General features: G+C 46.1%; 11 protein-coding genes and 1 pseudogene. All 12 read right to left on the bottom strand.

Annotated elements, in window-relative coordinates; genetic code table 11:
* Positions 1–71: 71 nt before the first annotated feature.
* The 12 genes and pseudogenes from ASG93_RS01800 to ASG93_RS01745 all read right to left on the bottom strand — a co-directional run bounded on the left by ASG93_RS01800 (position 72) and on the right by ASG93_RS01745 (position 26,042).
* A complete protein-coding gene (locus tag ASG93_RS01800; RefSeq protein ID WP_056828229.1) occupies positions 72–1,697 on the bottom strand; it encodes a hypothetical protein in 1,626 nt (541 codons plus the stop codon).
* Between the two features lie 149 nt (positions 1,698–1,846).
* On the bottom strand, positions 1,847–3,268 hold the full coding sequence (locus tag ASG93_RS01795; RefSeq protein ID WP_056828226.1) for a PAS domain S-box protein: 1,422 nt from the start codon (positions 3,266–3,268) through the stop codon (positions 1,847–1,849).
* Positions 3,269–4,117: 849 nt separating this feature from the next.
* Positions 4,118–4,440, bottom strand: a pseudogene (locus ASG93_RS37030) (PxKF domain-containing protein); the annotation flags it as partial.
* Between the two features lies 1 nt (position 4,441).
* Positions 4,442–7,703 (bottom strand): immunoglobulin-like domain-containing protein (locus tag ASG93_RS37025; protein ID WP_414858839.1); only part of this gene is annotated, 3,262 nt, incomplete at its 3' end.
* A 2,020-nt stretch (positions 7,704–9,723) separates the two neighbouring features.
* On the bottom strand, positions 9,724–10,824 hold the full coding sequence (locus ASG93_RS01780) for an ATP-binding protein (RefSeq protein WP_056828220.1): 1,101 nt from the start codon (positions 10,822–10,824) through the stop codon (positions 9,724–9,726).
* 215 nt (positions 10,825–11,039) lie between these two features.
* Positions 11,040–12,662 carry an extracellular solute-binding protein gene (locus ASG93_RS01775; protein WP_056828218.1) on the bottom strand — a complete coding sequence of 541 codons (1,623 nt, stop codon included), beginning with the start codon at positions 12,660–12,662 and terminating at the stop codon, positions 11,040–11,042.
* 30 nt (positions 12,663–12,692) lie between these two features.
* Complete coding sequence (locus ASG93_RS01770) at positions 12,693–13,580, bottom strand: carbohydrate ABC transporter permease (protein WP_056828215.1); 888 nt, start codon at positions 13,578–13,580, stop codon at positions 12,693–12,695.
* Positions 13,581–13,587: 7 nt separating this feature from the next.
* The gene (locus tag ASG93_RS01765; protein WP_056828213.1) at positions 13,588–14,568 is read right to left on the bottom strand and encodes an ABC transporter permease; all 981 of its coding nucleotides are present in this window, start codon (positions 14,566–14,568) and stop codon (positions 13,588–13,590) included.
* Positions 14,569–14,894: 326 nt separating this feature from the next.
* Positions 14,895–18,788: an Ig-like domain-containing protein gene (locus tag ASG93_RS01760; protein WP_056828211.1), complete on the bottom strand. Its 3,894-nt coding sequence runs from the start codon at positions 18,786–18,788 to the stop codon at positions 14,895–14,897.
* Between the two features lie 252 nt (positions 18,789–19,040).
* Entirely contained in the window at positions 19,041–21,191 is a 2,151-nt protein-coding gene (locus ASG93_RS01755) for a helix-turn-helix domain-containing protein (protein ID WP_162262818.1), read from the bottom strand.
* A 118-nt stretch (positions 21,192–21,309) separates the two neighbouring features.
* The gene (locus ASG93_RS01750; protein ID WP_056828207.1) at positions 21,310–24,318 is read right to left on the bottom strand and encodes a chondroitinase family polysaccharide lyase; all 3,009 of its coding nucleotides are present in this window, start codon (positions 24,316–24,318) and stop codon (positions 21,310–21,312) included.
* A gap of 128 nt (positions 24,319–24,446) precedes the next feature.
* Entirely contained in the window at positions 24,447–26,042 is a 1,596-nt protein-coding gene (locus ASG93_RS01745; RefSeq protein WP_056828206.1) for a response regulator transcription factor, read from the bottom strand.
* Between the last annotated feature and the right edge of the window lie 22 nt (positions 26,043–26,064).

Raw genomic sequence — 26,064 nt, 5'->3', positions numbered from 1 at the left:
CCAATATGCTATAACAAGGCAGTTGAAGCTTTTGAAAGCTTAAAACTGCCTTGTTACACTTCTATATAGGACTATTTCGTTCTGTCATAGGCCTTCTGGTCAATTTTCACAAAATCATCCATCCCGAGTTTTTTCAACTGGTTCACGTATTCATTCCAATCGGCTTCAACCCCGCCGCTATAGATCCACTTTGCCGTCATTTTGGTTACATATTGCCCGATATCGTTGCCAACAATGGTGTAACGTTCCGAGTCCTTTTGATCCATGAAAGGATTAAAATAAACTTCTTTTTGGAAGTAGGGGCCATATATCTTTTCCGCTTCTTCCTTGGATATCGTGGCGGCTGATTTTTTACTCCATTTAAAATCTTGCGCAAGTATAGCGTATAAGGAGAAATTCACAGGTGAATCTACCGATTTTTCAACTCCTGTAAATTGTTTCCCGTCCGGCTTCAATATTTCTTCGAACACCCCGTTATCCAGTTTTTTCAGGTATTTATCGTAGGAGCCATTCAAATTTTGTATGGATGCATCCGTATCGTAATGCAAGTCTGCCCATTTCAACAAGATTTCCGGGTTTTTCGCCTTGTTGGTAATCGCAAAAGCAATATTGAAATTCGCAGGCGTTACCCTTTTCGCCCACCGTTGCTTGCCATCCGGACCTTTAAGCGGAGGTCCATAAACAAACACATCGCTGCCAATTGGCGTATTAAATTGTGCTGTTGACCAGCCAATAGCGACACCTACAGACGGAACTTTACTTGTGAGCTTAGCGGTGTATGCGGAGCCATCCATAGTAAAAGCTTCTTTGTCGATCAGTCCTTCGGACGCTAATTTATTCAGGTATTTCATGGCCTCTTTATATTCCGGCTGACCGGGTACAAAAATGACTTTTCCATCTTTGACATCAACCCAATTTTGAGGCAGGACGAGTCCGGTAAAACCAATCAAGGAAGAAATTCCATTTATTTTATCTACTGTTCCATTCGTACCAAAACGGAAGGTAAAAGGAATTTCGTCGTCCTTGCCGTTGCCGTTTAAATCCTTCGACGCCTTGATCGCTTTCAGGTATTCGTAGAATTCATCCGTTGTGGTTGGAATCTTCAAACCCAGTTTATCAAGCCAAAGCCTGTTGTATAGTATGGTATCATTGGTATTGGTCGTGGCTTCTTGATACGCAGGCAAGCCATAAACATGTCCGTCAGGAGCTGTCATTTGCTTAAGCAAATCTGGGTTTTTTTCTATCAATTTTGTCAAATTGGGCATGATATCCTTATTGATCATCTTTTCCATAGGAATAAGCAAGCCCTGAGAACCGTAATTCGTGTATTCATTGCCATCAATGACAAAGCCTCCATAGAGTGCGTCCGGCAGATCGCCGCTGGCAAAGGCCAGCTTGCTTTTTTGCTTATACGCATCTCCTGTGCCCCAATCCTGCCATTCAATCTGGACGTTGGATTTCTTCTCATACTGCTCGTTCCAGGCCGTCAATGTTTGATAGGGTTTAAAACCGTCGCTTCTGCTTTGTACGAAAGAATACTTCACTTTTTCCTTTAGAGGAAATTCCACGGACTGTACATTTGGCGACTTCTGGGACGAATCCGCCCCTTTGCCTGCATCCTTGTCGCTACTGCAGCCTGTCATCATAACTGAAGCAAGCATGCTGAGTGCGATGAAAGACGATACTTTCTTCTTCATCTAAGACCCTCTCCTTTGTAGACTGATTGTTGAAAGCGCTTAACATTCACGTGTTTTATATTAGTACAACGCTTTTCTGACGTATATAAACATTATTTTAGTCATATGCAGAATTCCAATTTAACCTTGTAAGCCGCGTGCCGCAAGGTTCATGGCGCATAATCCCTCATATCGCACTGAATTTCTACCTCTACTGTTGTGCCGACATTAGGTTTGCTTCGAATCGTTAACGTGCCTTGATGCGCTTTAAGAATTTGTTGACAAATCGTTATGCCTAAACCATTCCCATCGTCCTTCGTTGAAAAAAATGGCTCCCCCAACTTCGCCAATTGATCCTCCGGAATACCGACGCCTTGATCCTCAATGCAAATCAGAGCATTGAATTCGTCCTTCTGTTTCAGCGATATACTCACCACCCCGCCGGTCGTCATTGATTCGATTGCATTTTTAATAATATTCATTATCACTTGTTTGATTTGATTCGGTTCACAAAGGACTTTCTTCAGATTTGCCTCAGCCTCCAGCTGCAAGTCTACATTAAACAGAAGCGCCTGAGGCTGCATCAATCGAACGACACTCACAACCAGCGGCCTGAGTTCGTTTTCTGTATAAGTTACCGAGTGCGGCTTGGCAAGCGTCATAAATTCATTCACGATGTAATTGATCCGTTCCAGTTCCTCCAACATAATGTCGATATATTTCGTATTTATAGCTTTGAGAATTTGCGCGAAACCCTTGAGCGATGTTAACGGATTGCGAATTTCATGGGCAATCCCGGCGGCGAGCTTACCGATAATCGAAAGCTTCTCTGAAGTCCGTACGTATTCTTCCGTATTCTTTCTCTCTGTCATATCTCTGACAACGCTCTGAAAAATCGGAGATCCCAATTGTTCATCTACATAGACCGATGATATTTCAACATCGAGCTCGGTCCCGTCAAGCACTTTCATCCTGTAACTTTGAAATCCCAAAAAACCATCGCTATGAATAGCTTGATTCATTCGGCTTGCGATCTTCGGGTGATCTTCCGGCGAGAAAAACTCAAAAATAGAACGGCCGATGAATTCTTGGCTGCTATTCGCTCTAAAGAACCTGATACCGATATCATTGACAATCTGGATGACGCCGTTACAGTGCAAAATAACGGGATCGGGCGATAACTGCAACAACCTTTGGAATCGTGTCTCGCTTTCGATAAGCTTGGCCTCAGCCCGTTTACGATCCGTTATATCTCTGAAAAATAATAGAATGAACGAAGTCCCGTGAAATTTAACGGGAACCGCTCGAAGCTCGACATCTACGGCTTTACCGTCCAAACGAACGAGCTTGATCTCTATCACCTCTGAGGCTTTGCCTTCTAGTAGCAACATGTGAGTCAGCTTCGCCATTTCCGTAAATCCCGGATGTATGAAATGCAGCACTCGTTCTCCGATAAGGATTTCGGGAGTTTCTGCTCCGATGAGCCGAGAGGCGGCGGCATTCGCATACGAAATGCGAGATTTGGAATAAACGACGATGGGTTCAGGCGAACATTCAACCAGTGCCCGATACCGCTCCTCGTTTTCTTGCAATCCTTCTTCAGTCGTCTTCTTCTGTGTGATCTCTCTTTCCCCACCTTCAAGTTATGTAACCCATATTGACCAAACATATAGAATTGTAATTATTGCACCTTTCTTTTTTGAGGTATATACGCATTTTTTTCATGATAGACAGAATTATACAATCAAGCTGTATACATATGAAAATGCACCTCGCATTTGGTTAATTGGGATGGTGTGGCAACTTCCATTTCCCCATTTCATGCATCGGTGCATGTTGTTTTTCAAACTTCATTACGAACCAGTTAAATGAAATCGCTTACTAACAAGAAAGACAAAATTGCCATGCTGTACTTCGTATTCACTGCATCCTATTGGTTGTCGGGTGCGCTTAGAATTATAGTAATTGGATGCGCATACCATTCGAGACGGCACCTCTATATAACCATAGAGTATATATAAAAAGTTGCTTTATGTATGTGTATATATTTTACCTGTATGTGCAAACTCATTACTTTCTCTTTACAGCAAAACTCACAGTATGGTAATATTTGGAATTAACTAAATATTTACACTGAATAACCTTTGAAGCAAAATTCTTTATTGATACTGGAATCGAGCCCTGATTTTTAGCCAGAAATAAAACTACGGTGGACACCGTTTTTCACAGCGTCCACCGTAGATTCTTACTTAATAGCTCTTTTACAGATTCAGACCGAGATCAAGGTTCCCATTTAGAACTCGGAGGATCATCGTTACTGCCCAAGGTGTCCACTGTACTTTTGTGAAAAGTATAGTGGACGCCAGACGGTCTCTACGCCGGGGGTTAATCAATCAGCCTTGAAAAAAAACGAGGCTGGTGATTTTATTTAACTTATTCAATCATCCTATTTTAGATCTCAAACTGAATGTAATTTTAAGAGGAGCTGTTGAAACAAGTGTATAGGTTGAAGGTAATACAACTTCAACTTGATATTTCCCAGCTTCCAGATTTTTGGTGCTCAAATTAAAGATATATTGATTAACTGTATTATCATTACGGAAAAGCGTTCCTGTGGAGGCGTCAGTCGAGATCACATCTTCAATATCTGTTCCATCTACATCAGCTGACAAGTATGTGACTTTTATTGATGCACTTAAATTGGATACGTATTGATTTAAAGCGTCCGTTAGCTGGAATTTCACTGGGACTGTGCTTCCTTGTTNCTGACAAGTATGTGACTTTTATTGATGCACTTAAATTGGATACGTATTGATTTAAAGCGTCCGTTAGCTGGAATTTCACTGGGACTGTGCTTCCTTGTTGGAAAACACTTGAACCATCCAAGTTTATCGGTTTTAAAATTCCACTAAACTTATAGACGTTTATGACTTGAACCGTTCTCGTAGCGATTGCTGTGTTTCCAGCATGATCATGGACAGTGTACGTAATTGAATAAGTACCCTCTTTGGATGTGTCAACTGTTCCGGTTGTTACAATCGAGCTTGTTACATCGCCATCCACATTGTCAGTAGCTGTCGCCCCAGCATCTGTGTAAGTCGAGCCCACGTAAACTGTTATAGAATCAGAGCCTGATAACGTAATGGTCGGCGCAGTTGCATTCACCGTAACCGCCGCCGCGCTGCTCGGTGTGGCGGCATTCGTCATAACGCTAAATGTCGGAAGATTGAACACGGCATAAGCGTTACCTGGAATGGACACATTAGGACTAAACAACAATTGCACACCTGTACCCGTTAGACTGAATGGAGTGTATTGCTCCAGGGTTATAACCGTAGAATTGCCAATCTCAGTCATGTCTTTTACTTTCGCTCCGTATCCGGACCCGTCCCCGAATCGGATTTGAATCCACTTTCCTGTATACAAATCTTTATTATAGACTTGGCCAGTAACGGTAATTGTGTTATCCCTTACAACCGGGTCAAGCGCCGGATTGATGGAAGCTGTTGTCGCAGCCGTGATCGCCAATTGTTGCGTATCGCAGCCAGTTACACTTGCATTCTGTTCCGTCACTTTGCCAGGTCCGTATACATAGGAATACACAAGCTTGCCGGTCGCCGCATCGATTCTAGCAACGGCAACGCTTCCGGCAAAGGTAATGCCTTTAAAGGTGCGCTCTGTCGTATCGCCGCTCGTATAAATCATATCCACGTAGTTATCGCTTGTCACGACGGCAACGTTCGTCATTGGGTCGTTATCAGCCGGTTTCAACCACTCGACGTTGGTAATCTTGCCTGTTTGACCTTGTCTGAACATTTCATGCACAGCGCCAAACTGCGTAATTTGACTGCTATCGGATACAATGTTCCTTCTGACAAGATGAGGCGCTACAACATTCGGCTCATCCGCCTTGGTTGTTACCGCTCTCTCTCTTGGAATACTTGATAAGAACACATCTGAACCGCTTACCCCATTCATAAACGTATGAATAGTGGATCCTGTTTGTTGCCCTGTCCATGTATAAGAGAAGCTGTTATCTCCGGACCCTGCTTGTGGATTAAGCAGTTGATTCATGTCGGAAAGCAAGCCTGTCGTACTGTTGATACTTGTTAAATAGTTCTGCAAGTTGGATTTGCCTGTAGCCGCGAGCTGGATACCTTGCATCTGAACGTCCATGCCCTCCAATTCTGGGCCACGCTCGAAAATTTCATGTGCCTGACCGCCCTGCAAGCGGGTTAAATCGAACGTATAGTTACGGTTTCCTCCCAGATTGACTAACATGACCATTCTGCGCTTCATGGCTGCATCGTTAGCTCCTGGATCAGAAGCTTCTACAAGCTGCACTTGTTGACCATTTGCTGTTCCTGGATCATAAGCTAATAGCGCAGGCTTTTCCCAAGCTCCGGTGGAAACTGTATTTGCTCCATCTTGTCTCCATACCCAAGGCATATTTCTCCATAGTGGACGCATAGATGGATAACGCAAGGTTTGGTTTCCATCTTCGTAAGTCGGATGAACGTAGCCTGTGTATGGCAGCATTTCTACGCCAGCTCCCCATAGATCGAGGGACAAGAAGTTGGTGTGTGTATGGCTACCCGAGAAACCAAGATCGGTAGGCTGAAACAACAATCCAGCATGAGTCGCTTCCGTTTGATCGCCTTGGAATAAACCATAATAACCAAGACCTGGCAACTCGATATTCTTCAATCCAACGCTGGTAATCGGTTGGGGCTGTGGACTTCCTAATTTTCCATAAGTGTCGTTAATCGGAATCGGGGTTCCATCAGGATAAACCATTTGGACGCTGCCGAAATTTTGGGTTTGTTTCAATAACGGCCATCGGGAGCTGAGATCCGTATGATTCAAGCTGAGTCCCAATTTAGAATCTACGTAGCCTTGTGGATCTGTCCAATCTTTTAAAGCCGCAAGTGTGCTATTAGTATTGCCCGCCACTTGATCTCCGTATGCGGTTGTTTCTTCATTCCACATCCCGTCGGAGAAGTAAAATTTTCCTGTAAACAGTTGGTCATAAGTACTAATCACGGCACGGATCATCTCGGGGTCGTTCAGAAGCATGCCTGTAACAACAGCAGATCGACCCCCGTATGGTGTAATATTATTCAACTCCATACTATTGATGAGTCGCAGACATTCGTAAGCATCTGGGCTTAGCCAGAACCCTTCAATCGTTTGCTTCACTTCTGCAGCAGAGATGCCGGGAACAATTTGACCCCAAATATCAGAGTTAATTAAGCTGCCATACGTGTAAACGGCATCTTGCGGAAACTGATAATTCCCTCCCCAGAAATCCGTGTAATTGTGATTCACTACAATACGAGGATAATCTAACGCTTGATAATACAGAATGAGAGCCGCTTTTCTTTGATATTTTTGATCTGAAGTTAATTGATAAAGCTGAGCAAATAGTCTTGCATATTTTTCAAATTTCGAATGCTGATCTGGATTTTGAAGCGCAGCGGACGCTGATTGTACGGCCTGAATGAAACTTGTATCGTCCATATCCGAATAATTCGCCAAATCAGGGAATGTTGTCATAATTTGGTCGTAATTATACGAAAGTTCTGGTCGGTACGATGATGTCAGAACCAAGGCAAGATCACTAGAACTGATTGCCTGTGAATTCCACGAATGTGTCGGTTGCTGTACCGTAACGTTGAATGTTTTGCTGACACCTGATGCCTGTTCCGTTGCTGTCACCGTGGCTACGCCTGTATGCATGGCAAGAAGTCCATTGCCGATAATTTTAGCTACATTCGGATCTGAAGACGTCCACGTTACGTTTTCGACATAAGCGGGATTCGGAACAGTCTGATAGGAAAGCACAGCTGCTTTTCCTAGATCCACGGTCAAATCAGGAATAATTAAATCTTGAACCGTCTGAACGATTGAACCCGCTTTCAAATAGGCAATCCTCGTTTGACTTGCTGTCTTATTCGCATTTGTATTTTGAGTTATTTTGTTTTGGTATACGCCTACCCAATTGCCCAAATCCTGATTGTCGACCATCTGTGCTCCGTTAATCCAAGCACTGTAACGATGACCCGGCGTGTCGAGATCAATAACGATGTCATACCATTGATTCGCTGCATAAGGGCCAAGCACATTTCCTTTGGAGTCTTTTATATTGCCATTCTGATCAAAAACAAGTAATGTTGGCCAGGCAGCCGTCCCTGAGGGTGGAGTCATGCTCTTTACCTCAAAGATACTTCTTAAAGAATTCGTATTGTTGAATTGCAGCCGGGTTTGAATTCCGAACCGGTCCGTTTTATTAATAGCCGCTTTAAAAGAACCGACAGAAGCACTATCTGCTTCTAATAAAAACGACTTGGAACCGGCTGCATCGGTATCGAGTCCAGCCAAATTACTTCCTGCTGTTCTTGCAACAGCGCCCAATAAATACTTATCTAGCGTGTACGTTCCATTCGCAAATGTTGGGACGTCTACATTAAAGTTGACGTTCGTGAAATCTCCATTGATCAAAACAGGAGGCTTAGTTACCGTTACCGCCACTGCGTTGCTTGTTGCTGTTGCTGTCGTATTTCCCGGTGCATTGTTGTTCGTATTCGTCACCATAACATAGTAATACGTTGTGCCAACCGCCGCCGTAGGTGCAGCATACGATGCGCTCGTCGCTCCGCCTATCGCTGTCCCGCCGCTATTGCTGCCCGTCGTATTGTTGTACCACTGGTAACTAAGCGTTCCCCCGTCACTCACACTGGCTGCTATGCTTAGGATCGGGCTGCTGGCCCCTTGGCCCACCGTCGAACCTGCAGGCTGCGTGTCGATACTCGGCGTTACTGCATTATTGGGGTCGGTAACTGTACCTGCTTTAAAGAAGGCTAACGTCATTCTTCCAGTTGATGTTACTTTATCTTGAATTAATTTATGCTGCACAATACCATTTGTATTAGAAAAAGAAGTGCCCACATCAAGATTGTCTACAACCAATACCCCGTTGACCCAGGCACTGTATTGATGGTTGGGAACATCAACATCGTACACGACGTCATACCACTGATCGGCTGCATATGTACCAACTATATTTCCTTTCGAATCCAGGAATTGTCCAGAACTATTCGTTTTAATCAGAGTTGTGAAAGCACCATTAGAACTTTTAAGCTCGGAGAGACTTCTGTTCGTTGTAGTATTATTAAATTTCACCTTAAATTCAATACCAAATCGGTTTGTTTTAGCTGCAAACGATTTAAAGGTATTTATCGTTGTTGCTATCCCAGTAGTTGGGGTGGAATCGATGTAAAATACATTGGAACCGTTGTCAGTTACATTTCCATACGAATTGTTGCCCGAAGTATAACCACTAACCACACCCAAAAAAGCATTATCCAAAGATGTACTTGGTGGATTTGGGCCGGGAGTTGCATTAAAATTAAGATTCGTCATATCGCCGCCGACGATAATAGGCGACCTTGCCGCTGCTGACACTGTGCCCAGCATCGGGAATGTCGAAGTCATGAGGAGCATTGACATTAAAAAAAGCAACACTCGTTTTCCAATTCTCATGTATAATTCCCCCATCAAGGTAATTTAATTCACTAAGGTAAACGCTTCCAATTCAATGTTAACAAATAACAAAAGCTACTATCATTAGCAAGACTTGCCTAAACTGTTTTCCAATCTTTAATTAAGCCCCTCCTGACTTAGAAGATAACTTACCTGTTCAATTAACAGCTCTCAACTTAGTACAATCGTGATGTTCCTTATTTTTTTCAGTTTCCAACATTCACCCCCACATAACCATAGAATATATAAAAAGTTGTTTTATGTATGTGTATAAATTTTACCTGTATGTGCAATATATCCACTCCCATTTTACGGTAAAGCTCCCAAAAGGGAATATTTGTCATATTTAGAATTCCAATCAAACTTTAAACAAAGAAAATACACCTCGCATTTGGTTAATAGGGATGGCGTGGTAACTTCCATTTCCCCATTTCATGCCAGGCTGTTTGATGTTAATAGATTTTGAGAATCATTAATCAATGAAAAAAATTCCAAAATATTCTACTTAATGGGGGAAAGTAATGTTAACGGTTGTACCTCTACCTTGCTCACTTTCAATAAACATAGTACCTTTGTGTGCTTCAATAATATTGTAACATACCATTAATCCCAAGCCCGTCCCCTTCTCCTTAGTAGTAAAGAAAGGTTGACCAAGTTTAAGGATCTGTTCTTGGGGAATGCCATCCCCCTGATCGATGAAACGGAGTAATACTTTTTCACTACTTACTTGACTCTGAATAATTAAATTCCCTCCGTCAGGCATTGCTTCAATTGCATTTTTCATAATATTTATAAATACCTGTTTTAGTTGATTCTCATCACAAAAAATTGGAGGAATGTTTTCTTCAAGTTCATAATTTATTTGTACATTGTTAATAATAGCTTGTGCTTCTAAAAGAAAAATTACGTTATCTATAAGTATTTTTAAATTATTTTGTTTCATATTGGCAATCTGAGGTTTTGATAGCAACATGAACTCATTTACAATTAAGTTTATGCGATCCAGTTCCTCCAACATGATTGCACAATAGGGTTCGTTATACTTACTTATCATTAATTGTGTGAATCCTTTAAGAGCAGTTAGTGGATTACGTATTTCATGGGCAACTCCTGCAGCTAATTGTCCAATAGCAGAAAGTTTGTCAGTTCTCTTTAAAAATTCATCATTTCTTTTCCTTGCAGAGATATCTCTTATCACACTTTGTATAACTGCCCTACCTAGGAAATTAAACGCCTCTACACTAGAGATTTCAGCTTCAATGTTTTCTCCATCGTTACGAATTAATTCAATGGGGATGAATTCTAGGTCGTTATCTTCATCTCCAACTTCGAGAAGACAACTTTTTACTATCCTATGGTAATCAATATGAATAAAGTCAAAAATTGATCTTCCGATCATTTCCACTTGAGAATCCGCACCAATCAGTTTTAAAGCTGCTCTATTTAAGAAGGTAAGAATTCCCTCGCTATGTACGATTATTGGTTCTGGGGAGATCTCAACCATGCGTCGAAAACGGTGTTCACTCACGTGCAACATAGATTGCTTTGTAGTAAGATTTTGACTCCTTCTAATATGCTGGTTTCGATGTGTAGGGTTGATTCTCATAGCTCATTTCCTTTTTAATCATTCAAATTTAGTAATTAGAAGTCAAAGCGTTGTATAGCACGGGCCGTCGAACATACAGGCTACTTGCAGAAAAATGACCGAATCTCAATCGGCAAGCCGATCGAGATTCGGTGTGTAGATTGCGCGGTTGCCCGCACAGCCAAGGGCCCAACTACCCACGTCACGGCCAGTATAAAAACGACGTTCGGTTACTCTTATTTCAATGCCTTATACCGGTCGTATACCTGCTGGTATATCTTCATCATTTTATCAAGGCCCATGTCATTCAACTTCTTCACATAGTCGTCCCATTCATTCTCAATGCCGCCGGACATCATCCATTTCGCGTACATTTTGCTTACGTACGAGTCGATGTCAGTCAAATAGCGGGATATTTGGTCGCTTTCTTCGGCCGTTAAATACGTTTTCGGGAATGCGTTGTCGATGAGATACTTGCCGTATACATTATCGACGTCGACTTTCGTCCGTTTGCCTGAAGGGACAATCACTTTCAAGTCATCAACAGCCTTTGTCACTGCCCATACTGAATATGAGCCAGCCGGAGCTTTTCTGAATTCGTCTTCGTTAGCACCCGCCGGAAGCGTTGATATATCGTATTTACCGTCTGGTCGCTCCTTCAAGGCGTCGCTGCCAATCACTCCATTAGAAAGTTGAAGTGAAGCTACCGGTGTGTATATATAATCGATCCAGCGGATCGTCGCTTCCGGATGCTTATTTACCTTCGTAATGGCGAAAGAACCTCTCGCCAAAATACTGCTCGCATAGTCCGCCCACACCGGATCCTTGCCGTTCGGTCCTTTCAAAGGAGGAAGCGATACATAATCCTGGTTGTTCGGGTTCCAGTCGAATGCGACTCCCACAATTCCATTGGTTGTTTTCGAGGTTAAAACCTTGCTATCCTGCGTGAAGCTTTCCGGATCAGCCAAACCTTCGGCAAACAGCTTATTGAAATATTGGATGGCTTCCTTAAAAGCCGGCTGCACTGCGGTGTAAATCACTTTGTCGTTTTCCACAGACAAGTGGTTGTTTCCCGCTTTGTGCATGTCTCGGTCAATGCGGCCGAACGCCCCAAAGAAGGCGTTGACGTCGTTGTTCGGGTAACTCGGGTTGTTTATGAACGACAGCGGTATCTGATCCTTCTTATTTTTGCCGCCGAGATCATTTTCTTTAAACGCTTTCAGCGTTTTGTACAGCTCGTCGGTCGTCGTCGGCATTGGAAGCTTCAGCTCGTCGAGCCATTTTTTGTTGATGAACATGGTGGACTTCGTTCGCGGGTAGCTTTCGTTGATCGTCGGCAGCGAATAGATGTGGCCGTCCGGCGCCGTCAGCTGCTTTTTATAAGTCGGATTGTCCTGAAGCAGCTTTTTGACATTGGGCGCATATTTGTCGATCAAGCCCTCTAGCGGAATGAGAACGCCTTGCGATCCGTACTTCACAATATCCGTTTCTTCGTTCAAAATACCGTGCGCATAGAACGCGTCGGGCAGCTCGCCGCCGGCGAACAGCAGGTTTTTCTTCTCCTGCCAGGCGCTTCCCGGTGTCAAATTCCAATTGATATGGATGTTCGTTTTGGCTTCGATATCCTGATAAATCTTATAGTCGTTCAAATCTTTGCCTGAAGGCGGCTTGAAGCCGGCAATGTTCAAGGTTATCTTCTCCTTGGCGATCGGGAAACCGGTCGCGTTCACGTTCGCCGACACTGCTTCCGATTTTTTGCCGCTCTCCGCCGGAGTGTCTTTTCCCCCGCCGCAGCCTGTAAGTACGACTGCCATTGCGATCGTCATTCCAATTGTAACTTTTGGCCATTTCTTGTTCATCGTACTATTCCCCTTTTCTGTTAAATGAATTTACCCCTTTAGTGAGCCCACCAGTGCGCCTTTGACAAAGTAACGCTGGAGGAACGGGTACAAGATGAGCATCGGCAAGCTGGATACGATAATAATGCCGTACTTCATCAGCTCCAACTTTTTCTGTTGCTCTAGTGATCCATCCTGTAAATCCTGCAGATCAGAGCCTTCGTTCATGATGAGAATGTTCCGCAAAATGATCTGCAGCGGCTGCATGCTGTTGCTTTTCAAATAAATAAGTGCCTGTAAGTACGAGTTCCAGTGGCCTACCGCATAGAACAGCACCATAACTGCCACAATCGGCAGCGCCAGCGGAATGGCGATTTTCCAAAAGAATTTCAAGTTCGAGCATCCGTCCATTTGCGCCGATTCGAGCAGCTCGCCCGGCAAGTTCGACTGGAAAAACGTCCGCGCGATAATGACGTTGAAGACGGAAACCGCGTTCGGAATAATCATCGCCCACGTCGTGTCGAGCATGCCCAGGTCTTTGACAAGCAGATAGCTCGGAATGAGCCCGCCGCCGAAAAAAATCGTAAACACAAGCAGGAACATGAAGACGTTCCGGCCGATTAGATCCGACCGCGACAGTACATAGCCCGCCGTAACCGTCAGTACGACGTTGATCATCGTTCCCGTCACCGTATACCATAACGAATTTTTGAAACCAAGCCAAATGGATGGTTCGGCGAACAGCCTTCTGTAGCCATCCCACGTAATTTTCTCGAAAAAAAACAATAGTTTTCCGGAATAAACCAGGTTCGGATCCGTTATGGAAGCGATAACGACAAAATAAAGCGGATAAAGGACGAGTATCACCAAAATCGAAATGAGCGTGTAATTGCAGAAATCGAACAGGATGTCCGCCCTTGTTTTTGTCAGCTTCATCATTTCCCTCCTACCATAAGCTGGTCTGTTTAAGCGATTTTGCGATTTTGTTTACGCTGATTAGCAGAACAAAGTTGATGACGGTGTTGAACAGCCCAATCGCCGAAGCGTAGCTGTATTGCGCCTGCACGAGCCCAGCCTTATAGACGTACGTCTGGATCGTTTCGGACGAATCGACGTTGAGCTGGTTTTGCATCAGGTACACTTTCTCGAACCCGACGCTCATCATATGGCCCATGTTCATGATCAGCATGATAATAACGGTTGGCATGATCGACGGAATATCGATGTGAAAGACGCGCTGCAGCTTCGATGCCCCGTCTACAGTCGCCGCTTCGTGCAAATCCGGATTGACGGCGGTTAGTGCGGCCAAATATATGATCGTTCCCCAACCTACATTTTGCCACACGCCGGAAAAAACGAACACTGTTTTGAACCAATCGGCACTTCCCATAAAGAAGATCGGCTCGATGCCAAACAGTCCGAGAAGACTGTTGACTGCGCCCGTCTTCGGCGAAAGCAGCAGGTAAACGATACCGACGACAACGACAGTGGAGATGAAATGAGGCGCGTAGGTAATCGTTTGCACGATACGTTTGAACCTGTCGCTCGTCAATTGATTGATCATCAGCGCAAGAATGATTGGCGCCGGGAACGCTACGAGCAGCTCATAAATGCTAATACCGAGCGTGTTTCGGATAATCGTGAAGAGCTGGTACGATTCGAAAAAACGCTCAAAGTTGTCGAACCCCACCCAGGGGCTTTCCGCCATGCCTTTGATCGGATTGAAATTCTTGAACGCAATTTGCAACCCGTACATTGGGAAGTAGTGGAAAATAAAAAAGTAGGCGAGCGTCGGCAACAACAATAAGTAAAGATCGAAGTTTCGGACGATTCGCTTGATGGATTTTACAAATTCAGTTTTGGCTGCTTGTCTGATGCTGCGTCCTGCCGATAGTTCAGCTACTGCCGTTTCGATTTGCTGTGACATGTTTTTTGTTCACCTCCGTAAAAAGTCAAGTCTCATGTTGAAAACATTTTCTATACTTACTTTTAACACAACTCTGTCAGCAGGTACATAAGCCAGATCGCCAAATCAGATGTGCGAGATTTGATATTCCCCCGTTTGGCGGCAGAATCTGCGATTATTGAGCGTGGATTTTGTTTACAGTTATCAGAAGGTTATCTCTCCCTTGAAAAAAAGAACCGCCTGTTCCATATTGGATAAGGGCGGTTCTGTCATCCATATTTTACGGAATACTATTTACTGGTTCTACGGGACCCGTTACTAGAACGTGAATCATCTCACATAGTGAACTATTTCTGAGACAATACATACCGAGCATCTCGAAGTAAATATTTTGCCGCTTCACTTGAAATGTGCTTCCCGCTTTGCGCCTGCACTGCGCTCACAAAATCAACCAGATCGTTCGCGGCCAACTTGCTTTGCAAGCTGTTGGAGATACCAGCGCTATCAATCCACTGTTTATTTGTAAAAAGCGTTACCAGCGCCTGAATGGATTGGATACTTGCCTTTGTTTGGAACACCACCGATGTGCTGCCTACGTTCCCAGCCAAATCGCTTGACGTGACGGTATACGTATGCGAACCAAGCGGCAACGTGTACAAAGCAATTGTTGCATCTTGCTGTACCCCGTAAGTATCCAGAGTTACCGTTGTCTTACTGTTGTCAACCCCGGACAAATTGTCGCTCAGCGCAATGACCGGCGTAACAGCAGGGTCATCACTGTACGTACCGTACACCAAGCCGGTTACCGTAATTTCTGGCGGTGTAAAATCCGATTTATATTTCGGAAGATTGAACACGACATAAGCTTTACCCGGAATGAACACATTCGGGCTGAACAACAATTGCACACCCGTATCCGTCAGGCTGAAAGGAGTGTATTGCTCCAAGGTTATAACCGTAGAATTTCCAACCTCAGTCAAGCCCTTCACTTTCACTCCGATTCCGGATCCGTCCCCGAACCTGGTTTGGAGCCACTGTCCTTTCAGCAGGTCTTTATTCGGGAATTTTCCATTAACGGTGATCGTATTCTCCCTTACGGCCGGGTCGAGCGCCATATTAGTGGAAGCTGTCGTTGCTGCCGTGATCTCCAATACTTGCGTATCGTAGCCGGTCAAACTTGCATTCTGTTCCGTCACTTTGCCAGATCCGTATACATAGGAATACACAAGCTTGCCTGTCGCCGCATCGATTCTGGCAACGGCGATGCTTCCGGCAAAGGTGATGCCGTTAAAGGTACGCTCTTTCGTATCGCCGCTCGTATAAATCATGTCCACGTATGTATTGCTTGTCACGACGGCAACGTTCGTCATCGGGTCTCCATCGTCCGGCTTCAACCACTCGACGTTGGTTACATCGCCTGTTTGACCTTGTCTGTATATTTCATGCACAGCGCCATATTGTGTAATTTGGGCGCTATCGGACACAATGTTTCTTCTGACGAGGTGAGGCGTCACATACTTGGTTTCATCCGCTTTCGTTGTAATTCTTCTTGCTGTCGGCATCGTAGATAAAAACACGTCCGAACCGCTTACCCCATTCATGAAGGTGTGAATGGACGAGCCCGTTTGTTGTCCTTTCCATGTAAAGGAGAAGCTGTTATTCCCGGACCCGGCCTTCGGGTTCTGTAGGAGCTGCATGTAGGTCATTAAGCCCTGTGTACTGTTGATACTGGTCAAATAGTTCTGCAAGTTGGCTTGGCCAGTGGCCGTGAGCTGAGTTCCTTGCACCTGGACATCCATATTTTCCAATTCTGGGCCGCGCTGGAATATTTCATGTGCCTGACCGCCCTGCATGCGGGTCAGATCAAAGGTGTAGTTGCGGTTCCCGTCCAAATTGACCAGCATGATTAATCTTCGGTTCATCGCTGCGCCTATTCCGTCCGGTCCGGGGTCGGAAGCTTCCACGAGCTGCACCTGTTTGCCGTTCGCCGTTCCGGGATCGTAAGCTATTAACTCGGGTTTTTCCCATAATCCTGTTGCTTTCGCATTCGCCCCGTCTTGTCTCCATACCCACGGCATATTTCTCCAAAGCGGTGTAAACGAAGGATAACGCAAGGTAGCCCCGCTTCCATCCGCATAGCTGGTTGTATTCACGTAACCCGTGTGCGGCAGCATTTCGACTCCGGCCCCCCACAGGTCGAGGGATAAAAAGTTCTCATGCGTATGGCCGCCAAACCCAATATCTGTTGGCTGATACAACAACCCGGCGTGGGTAGCCTCATTTGTATCTCCCTGGAACAGGCCGTAATAGCCGAGGCCCGGCAATTCGATATTTTTCAATCCGTTGCCGACAATAGGCAGCGGTTGCGGATTTCCAGTTTTGCCGTAAGTATCATTGATTGGAATTGCTGTTCCGTCCGGATAAATCATCTTGACGGAGTTAAAGCCAAGGGTCTGTTGGAGCAATGGCCATCTTGGGTTCAGATCCGTTTTATCCAACTTGAGTCCCAGTTTGGTATCCACATAGCCAGCCGGATCGGTCCAGTCTTTCAGCACATCCACGGTCGTCTTCGCATTATTGGATACCTGATCCCCGTAGCTGGTCGTTTCTTCATACCACATGGCGTCGTTAAAATAATTGTTGCCGTTAAGAAGCCGATCGTAGATGTCGATGACTTCACGGATCAGATACGGATCATTTAGAAGCATGGCCGTTACAACAGAGGATCGGCCTCCGTATGGGGTGATATTGTTCAATCTCATGCTGTTTATGGCTCTTATACACTCATAGGCGGCAGGTCTGAGCCACAGACCTTCAATGGTTTGTTTAACCTCTCCAGCGGAAATGTTAGGGACAAGCTGCCCCCAAATATCCGAGTCAATAAGGAGGCCATAAGCAGCGACCACATTTTGTGGAAACTCGTTATTTCCTACATAAAAATCGCTATAGTTATGGTTCACCACAATGCGTGGATAATCCAGTGCCTGATAATAGAGGATGAGAGCAGCTTTTCTTGCATATTTTGGGTCATTGGTCAGCTTATAAAGCTGGGCGAAAAGTCTTGCGTAACGTTCAAAGCTGGTATGACTATCTGGATTAGGAATCTGGGCTGAGGCCGCTTTCACCGCCTGGATAAAATCGCTTTCATTCATATCCATATAGGTTTGGAGCTGAGGGTTCAAGTTCATGATTTGGTCGGAGCTGTAATTCATCTCAGGCCGATACCCAACCCAAAGAACCGCTGCCAGATCATCGGCGCTAATGGCGTGAGAGCTCCATGTATGAGCTGGTTCTTGCACTGTAACCTGGAAAGACTTGCTTATCCCGCTATAAGATTCAGTCGCAGTAATCGTTGCCACGCCGGTATTTAGCGCGAGCAGTCCGTTACCTACTACTTTTGCGACACTCGGATCCGAGGATGTCCAGGTTACATTTGTCACATAGGCCGGATTTGGAACCGTCTGGTAGGTTAAAACGGCAGCTTTCCCTTTATCCACAGTCATATCGGGAATAACAAGAGCTTGAAGCGGAGGAACAATGGTACCCGCTTTCACATATGCGATCATTGTCTGGCTTGCCGTCTTGCTAGCATTTGTATATTGCGTGATATTATTTTGGTATAAGCCGGTCCAATTGCCCAAATCCTGGTTGTTGATCATTTGCGTTCCGTTGATCCAGACACTATACCAATGGTTTGGCGTGTCCACATCGACAACGATGTCGTACCATTGATTCGCTGCATAGGGACCGAGTACTTTCCCATTGGAGTCTTTGATATTTCCATACTGATCAAAAACAAGCAGCGTTGGCCAGGCAGCAGTCCCTGTCGTCGGGGGCGTGCTCTTCATCTGGAAGACGTTTCTTTGAGAATTCGTATTGTTGAATTCCATCCGGGTTTGAATACCGAACCGGTCCGTTTTATTAATGCCGCCTTTATACGATCCGACATTGGCTGTATCCGCTTCCATCAAAAAAGCCTTGGAACCGTCTACATTGGTGACCACTCCTGCCAGATTACTGCCCGCTGTCGTTGCAACCGCTCCTAAAAGTCTCGGTTCCGGCGTGTACGTTCCATTCGTAACTGTGGGGACATTTACATTAAAATCCACGCTTGTGAAATCGCCAGAGACCAACACAGGGTTCGTTTGCGCTGCGGCTAAAACAGTGGCAGACATGGGAATGATCGAGGCGAATAGCAGCATCGATATTAATAAAACGATCGTTTGTTTACCAATTTTCACGCATGTTCCTCCTAGTTTTGTTTTGTTGCTTCACTTCACTTGACAATCGAATCATATATTACTTGAGAATTCACCTCTCTTCCCAAACAAGCATCTAATCTTATCTCCCTCATCATAATCTTCCTTTTCCCACCTTTATATAAGCGCTTTCATTTTTCGATATGCGGATTTTGTCCAGATCTCCGAATCGGTCATTTTTGACCTGATATATGCCGAATACAGCAATGCGCCCCTCTTTAGGAGGAGCGCATATTACTGATGCTGCTTACGGTATTCACCAGGCGTGACACCGACCGACTGCTTGAACTTGCGGATAAAGCTGGATACGTCACTGTAACCGACCTGTTGGACGACGTCTTTCACGGTACTGTCGTTCATCTGCAGCAGACGCTTTGCCTGATCGATTCGGAGCTCGTTCATGTAGTCCATGACGGTCCGGCCGGTCTGTTCCTTGAAATAACGGCTTAAATAAGACAAGGAGAGCGAAAAATGATCGGCGATCTTCTGTACAGAGAAATCGTAATCTCCGTAATGCCGCGAAATGTACTTCGTGATCTGTTCGATCAAAGCGACCGGAGAAACAGGCTTCCTCGCCTCTAGCGAATCGCATAACGAAGCGCAGGCGGTCGTCAACAAATCTGCGATTTCATCCAGCGTCGTATAATCGGTAAGTGTCAGCACGTCGGGGAAACTTCCGTTTGCGCTTCCGAGACTTCTCTTTTCAGTGAAGCCGATAAACTTGCGGATCATGTCGAAGCATAACTCCCGCGCGATAAACAGCGTGAGCCCGCTCTGCTTCATACGCATGGCGATTTGCCCGACGGCGTCGGCAATGCGGACGGCTTCTCCGTGCTGGAGCACGAGATCCAGATCTTCCAGCACCAGCCGCGGATTCAGGACATCTGCATGGTCGTGCGCCATTAGTTCCTCAAAAAAGATCGCCCGCTGATTGCCTTTAATCAGCTTATAATCGATCGCAGTCGATGCTTCCAAATAAGAACGGCCGACTTGCGCCAGCTCCTCGTAACGGTTGCCGACACCCATCGCGATCGGCGCTTGGAAGACGGCAGTCAAGTGCCCATGCAGGTGGTCCATCCACATTCTCCAAGCTTCCGTCGAACAGCCTGACGATAAAATAAACATCGTCCGTCTGTCTTCCAGGCTGTCTTTGCAGTAGCCGACAACTTCGTCCCCAAACTGCTCATCAACTTCTTCAGTCAGATTGTTTTTAAGAGGGACAAGGGAGCCGGGAAACTCCAGTATGAGTACGGCGGTTTTCTTAAAAGGCAGAATGACGTCTATCTCTTCCCCCCGTTTATTGAATGCTTCAGCCGATTCAAACTCACCCTTCAGCAGGCTGGCAAGTAAGTGTTCCTTGATAGCGAAACGGTTTTCTTCCAGCTTGCGGCCAAGGCTCCGATTCGAATCGGCCATGTCATGAATGACGCTTCCGATTGCTTCAAATTCATTCGCCTTACGAATCGATTGCCCGCGAATCGCCTCGACGAGCATTGCCAACCTTTTGACCGGATTGTAGTTAAATACCATGACCAAGTAGACAAGCGCACAGCCAGCGAGAAATATGACCGCCATCCGGCTCGCCCATTGCCATATCGCATGGTTAACCGGCGCGACGAGGAGAGATTCGGGCAGCATCGTCACGTAGGTAAACCCGCTTTTATCCGATTTCTGGAATGAAACCACATAATCTGTATGTTGAATCGTCATTCTCCGGTACTGCGACTCGCCGCTAACGAGTTTGTCATAGAAGGCTGAACCCCGAAGATAATCCGCCTGCTTTTGCGCCGCCAGCACGCGCCCGTTTTGGTCGAACACGAGCGCATTTCCTTCCGGCATTGACAATTCGAGATTGAGTCCTTTGAGCAATGCATCTTCCTTCAGCAGGAACAGGATGGTACCATACGGATGATGGCTGTTGATCGGAATCGGAACGACATAAGTAACGATCCGCTGATCGGGAAGCCCCTCGATTTTTACATCCTCTGCCGGCCGCATCAGCGGTTTTGTCAAGTTGTTCAAATCATCGTTTAACTGCTTTGCCGTCCAAGCGGAGTACCGGTAATATTCGTCGATAAACTGGTTCAGCTTGTAAATGCTTAACGAGGAGAACAAATAGTCGGTACCGCGGATATGCAGGGCGATCTCCTGGATGCTATCGTCCACAACCTTGCTTTCTAACGCCTTTTTGCCCTGGTACACGTTGAAGAAATCGTTCGTTAGCCCATAGGGCGACAGCTCGGAATCGCTCGTAATTTGACCCGCGATGCGGTTCATCAATATAAGCTTCCGGTCGACTTCGTCCTGCAGCTTGTTCAAGAGAGCCTGATTGTTTCGTACAACTTCGCCCCCGACAATATTGGTCAGCTGGTCGTAACCAGTCACTCCCAAAAAAAACAACGGCAGCAAAAATATCGCAATGTAGGAGAAAAGATATCGATAAAAGACCGGTAGTCGGTTAATCGCGGATTTCACCCTTTCGCCTCCTGCTTCGATCATGATGTTAGTTCGTTTCAGCTTTTACTAGTACGAATTCGCGCGGCATCGCGTCCATGCACGTTAACTCGACGACTGTACTGCCCGTTTTGCCCGCAAAGACACGGAAGCCGTCTGCCGCCGTTTGATTTGTCCATTGTCCCTTCAATGTGATACGCATCGTATGTGCCATGCTATCTGCATGTACCCATTTGCGAGAATAGACACTGACTTCCTTCTGCACACCCTGTTCGTTATATTGATCCTCCTCAATTCCCGCATACAGGCGAAGGTCGGGGTCGACAGCGCTGACGATCAGCTTGTCTCCATCCTCCCGAATCATCACCATTGACGGCGTATCGACGCCGACCAGATGTCCGGTATCGACATGATCGTCCGCTTCGAGAAGCGCATAGCCGGTAGTGCGGCTCTCGGCATCCCTTACGATATGTGCCGTACGATCTTGACGCAGCACGGTATAGGCAGCCGTTTCGAGTGCTTGCATGCGTTGGCAAAAGGCAAGGGTACGCTCGCGGTCCGTCCCGACCAGTATCGCATATTCATAACTGCCATCTTTAGGCGCAGCCCCGTGGTCCAGCCAAGCTGCGGCAAAATCCCCTTGGGTATCGACGTCCGTCGCTTGATGCTTGGAGTGCTGCGTCATTCTTGACACGGTCAACGTTTGTCCAGTTGGGACGTAATATCCATTTTTTTTATTATCCAGCATCCACACCGGGTTTTCCAATTGCATTTTGTTAAGATAAGGAAACTCCCCAACCGGAGTCGTTCCGTTTACCCAGATCGGATCGTCATGAGTGGGCAAATGGTTTTGAAACATTGTCGTTTCAGTCGAACATGCGGCGTTGTCGTTCTCGATACCCGTGCCGAGGCAGACGATCCGATCATCGAAGAAGAACACCGATTTACGGGCGCGATGGCTTCCTTCGTATTTCGGATTTTCATGCAGCTTCATCGCGAACATCCCGTTGCGTCCTTCTAGATGAAGTCCACCTGCATACGTCTCATCCGAAAGAAGCATTTCTTCGAAGCCGCTGAATGTGTCGACGTTGCGGACGTCCGAGCGCATCTCCGCTATCGGTTTATGTACGGTCGTCGTTCCCGGCCACCGGTTCCAATCCCAGCCGTCGTGACGGTAGCCGCTATCTTCGTTATTGATCGGCTCGCCTTGGCTCATAATCTGGAGATGTCCGTGTGAAATGTACCGGCCGTAAAGATTGGCGTTCACGTACGTTTCGTTCGCCCACAAATAGCGGCTATGTCCACGCATGCCTGCCAGCCATGAGCCGCGCCGGTGAATGGCCAGCGCCGCATAGTTCATCGTCCAATGACCGTTCGGATCCGCTTCCGGGACGATACCCGCCTCTATAAAGCGGTGTGCCGCCTCCGTAAGCTCTCCCGGCTCCAACAGCCGCAGGTAAGCGGCGGCTACCTCTTCGTCGATCGGCCTGGCACCGTCAGGTGTGCCGGACTGCGCCAGAAAGGCAAAAGGCTCCGGATCCAGCGCCCATTTGCCTGTAGGGTGACGCGCGGCCAGGCTGAGCAGCCATTCACGCTTGTTGCTGTACAGCCGCATCGCAAGAAGCGCCTTGCGTATCGTTTCATGCGCTTGTTCGCTGACGCGGTAAGGCGTTCCGCTCATTATGTACATAACCGGCGTCACACCTTGAAAGCCGCCTACCGCATATGCCGGATAGTGGTTGACGTGATGATAGGCGGAGCCGTCGATTTTATAGGCCGCGTGCAAGCCCCGAGCTGGCAGCAGGGATTGACTGAGCCACTCGCGGAACGCTTCCAGTTCCCTTACCTTCTCCGCCGTTTCGTCCATGATCAGCAAGCTGGCGATCATCCCGTGCAGCGTTGTGTTGAAGATATCGATATTGCCTTCCACGTCGGCAAGCGGCGTGTGGATGCGGCCGGCGCCGCTGTACCAGCGCATCGTCCGCTGCGTCCTCCCCAGTCTTCCCGCCGCCTTCAGCACACCTCTCATCAGGAAGACAGCCGGATAATAGTCGCGGAAGTTGTAGCCGAAATGATGGACTGTCCCTTGCGAGCTGCCATACGTCCATCCCTGATCGTCCAGATGGTCGAGTACGCTTATGAACATCGCCTGCAGCTCCGTTTTTTCCTCCTCTCGTTGGGAGGATCGGAAGCAGACCGCCGTTTCCATCAGGAACAGGGTTATTTCGCTTAGCTGAACACTGTTAGAGAGCGTCTTAAGCTCCTCCTTCAGCGGTTGCGGGAAATGGTCGAAGAACAGCTCAATCGGCCGCCCTACAATGGAATCCCCTCTGCGTTCGATCCCAAACTCGGCAAAACGACGATAGAGCTTATTGACGTCCTCCTGTGTAACGGTTTGTTTTTTGTAAAAAAGCGCCTCGAACCGTTCGTTCATTCGCGTATGAGCCTCCGTTTGTTCCGGCGTCACGGCCACCGGAACCGCCTGCAGCGGCTCCAGCTGTTCAAAAGCGTACAGCGCAAGCCAATGCGCGTTGGCTGAAACATCCGCGTCCGTGTTTACGAACGGAACCTGGAAATCCCTCGTATGATAACGCGGATCGATCGGGGTGTTCAGCATCAATTGATCGATGAACAGAGTCCCGGGTTCCACTTCCTTCGGCATGCGGATTGTGATCGTATCCATGTCCGGATGCGGCGTCCCTTCCATGTCGCGTTCGTAAGCGACCCAAGCTGTACGCCATCCGCAGAAATTCAGCTCAAATTCAAACGAGCAATCGGTGAGATTCCCGCCGTGACCGAATTCGAACGCAAGCCGCCCACCAAGTGGCGCCGGATTATAAACCCAGACGGCGAACGAGTCGCGCGCCTGGCTTATCGTCCCTTCCCGAAACGGACGATAGCCGATCGGCTGCTTCAAAGTGATACACGAAGACGCATTGTATTCCCACTGCAGACTGGAAGAGCCGTCTTTATAATGCCGGTCGCTGATCGATAAACGGGACCGCGAGTCGCACGTAAAACATGCCGGGATACCGTTTTCAAAACTATATATGGTCATCGAATACTCCTTTTTCCTCATGTACTTTAAATCGAATCAATACTTTAGCTTAAGCAACGCGCATGCCGATTGTAAATAGGCGGTTTCGTTGCGCGTATATGCGAAATCTCTACTTGCTTGTGGCAGTCCTATATCTTTCCTACCTTACCTTTATAGTCAACTGGGCTAATTCCATTATATTTCTTGAAAACCTTCGAGAAATATGTGCGGTCTGAATAACCGAGCTTAGCTGCGATCATTTCGATCGTCAGCTCTCTGTTTTTTAACATTTGAAGCGCAATTTTCATCTTATAATGGTGTACATAATCAGTGAAATTGAGCCCAGTCATTTTTTTGAAGAACCTCGAAAAGTAGCTCGGATTCAAATACAAATGATTGGCGATTGCGACCAAGGAAATATTTTCAGATAGATGCTCCAAAATATAACGATCAATCAACTGCTTCTTGTGTTTATCAATCCCATGTGTTTCTTCTGAATCAACTTCGAGCATGATAGCACGAACCCGTTCTTTTACACTTTGCAATGTCTCTTGCATACGCACTGTTTTTTCTAAGTCTGAGTGAAATGAGGAATGATCCTTGTCATAACCTGACTCACTCTCTAATAGTCGTACCCACTGAGATATGTGAGATATGAATGAAAAAGGCGATGACTTTTCTGCTGCTGCTCGCTCCGCCGCGCTATCCAAAATATCTGAAATGGCGACTAGATCTTCATCACGATAAGCATGGAGCAGCTTTTCTTTAAAGTTCTCCTCTTTAGTCTCGAACTCATTAAACGTAAAGCAAGAAAATTTGGATGGCATCTTATGGAGGGAAGCTTTTTCATAATAAAGTCCTAAATTGTACTGCTTCAGTTCCCCATATGTCTTGCCAATTCCCGTTAAACCGTGAAACTCATAGCTGAACACAATAAAGGTTTCAAGCCTTAGGTACTTTTCAGCCTTGCTCTGCAGATCTAAAGCAAATTGACGAAATGACTCAGCAGGGTTGATAGCCAAATTATGACGATAATTCATTACACAATGTAACTCCAGCCCCTCATCGGCAAAAACTGAAATGCCATCCATACTGTTAGCTAGCTCTTGAGCAATGTTATATAACCCGTAGTAGATAAGCTGCTTGTCCTTTAATCCGTAGCTTCTGATTAGTGAAGAATAATCAATGTGGATCAGCCCAAGCATATAGGAAGGTTCTTTCCACTCGATCCCGAGTCTCCTGCCTGAGTTTAAATTCGTTTCCGAATGATCCCCGAAGAGGATTTGCTTCCAGAACGAACGCTTCAGCAAATCCCGATTTCTGGCTATTTCCTCTTGAAAGGACAAGCTTTCTGTACTTTCCTTCATATGGCCAATGAGCTTGACTGCTTTTTCAACGCTTTGCTTCAGCGTATCGGCATTCAACTCGTCTTTAATTAAATAATCATCTGCATTTAATTTGACTGCTTGCCTAGCGTAATGGAAATCCTCGTGACAAGTAAGAAAGATGATCCTCACACTAGGCTGAAGCTTTTTAAGCTGTTCGGATAGTTCGATTCCATCCATTTTCGCCATACCAATATCTGTAATAACGAGATTCGGCTTCGTTTCTTGAAATAATTGCAATGCTTTGGCCCCGGAATGAGCGGTCGCCACAACTTGCAAGCCTAGTTCACTCCATGGAATTAGATGGAGTAAATATTTAATCATCGGAGCATCGTCATCTACGAGCATTACTTTAAACATGGTATGCGCTCCTTTGCTTGAT

Source organism: Paenibacillus sp. Soil787 (assembly GCF_001429545.1).
GTDB lineage: Bacteria > Bacillota > Bacilli > Paenibacillales > NBRC-103111 > Paenibacillus_E.
The sequence above is the reverse complement of the archived record's forward strand: the minus strand, read 5'-3'. Positions and strand labels throughout refer to the sequence as shown.

What these genes read in the sequence shown, in the direction of transcription:
- ASG93_RS01775 (WP_056828218.1), bottom strand. Translation starts at nt 12,662, where the DNA reads ATGAACAAGAAATGGCCAAAAGTTACAATTGGAATGACGATCGCAATG.
- ASG93_RS01780 (WP_056828220.1), bottom strand. Translation starts at nt 10,824, where the DNA reads ATGAGAATCAACCCTACACATCGAAACCAGCATATTAGAAGGAGTCAA.
- ASG93_RS01745 (WP_056828206.1), bottom strand. Translation starts at nt 26,042, where the DNA reads ATGTTTAAAGTAATGCTCGTAGATGACGATGCTCCGATGATTAAATAT.
- ASG93_RS01750 (WP_056828207.1), bottom strand. Translation starts at nt 24,318, where the DNA reads ATGACCATATATAGTTTTGAAAACGGTATCCCGGCATGTTTTACGTGC.
- ASG93_RS01800 (WP_056828229.1), bottom strand. Translation starts at nt 1,697, where the DNA reads ATGAAGAAGAAAGTATCGTCTTTCATCGCACTCAGCATGCTTGCTTCA.
- ASG93_RS01765 (WP_056828213.1), bottom strand. Translation starts at nt 14,568, where the DNA reads ATGTCACAGCAAATCGAAACGGCAGTAGCTGAACTATCGGCAGGACGC.
- ASG93_RS01770 (WP_056828215.1), bottom strand. Translation starts at nt 13,580, where the DNA reads ATGATGAAGCTGACAAAAACAAGGGCGGACATCCTGTTCGATTTCTGC.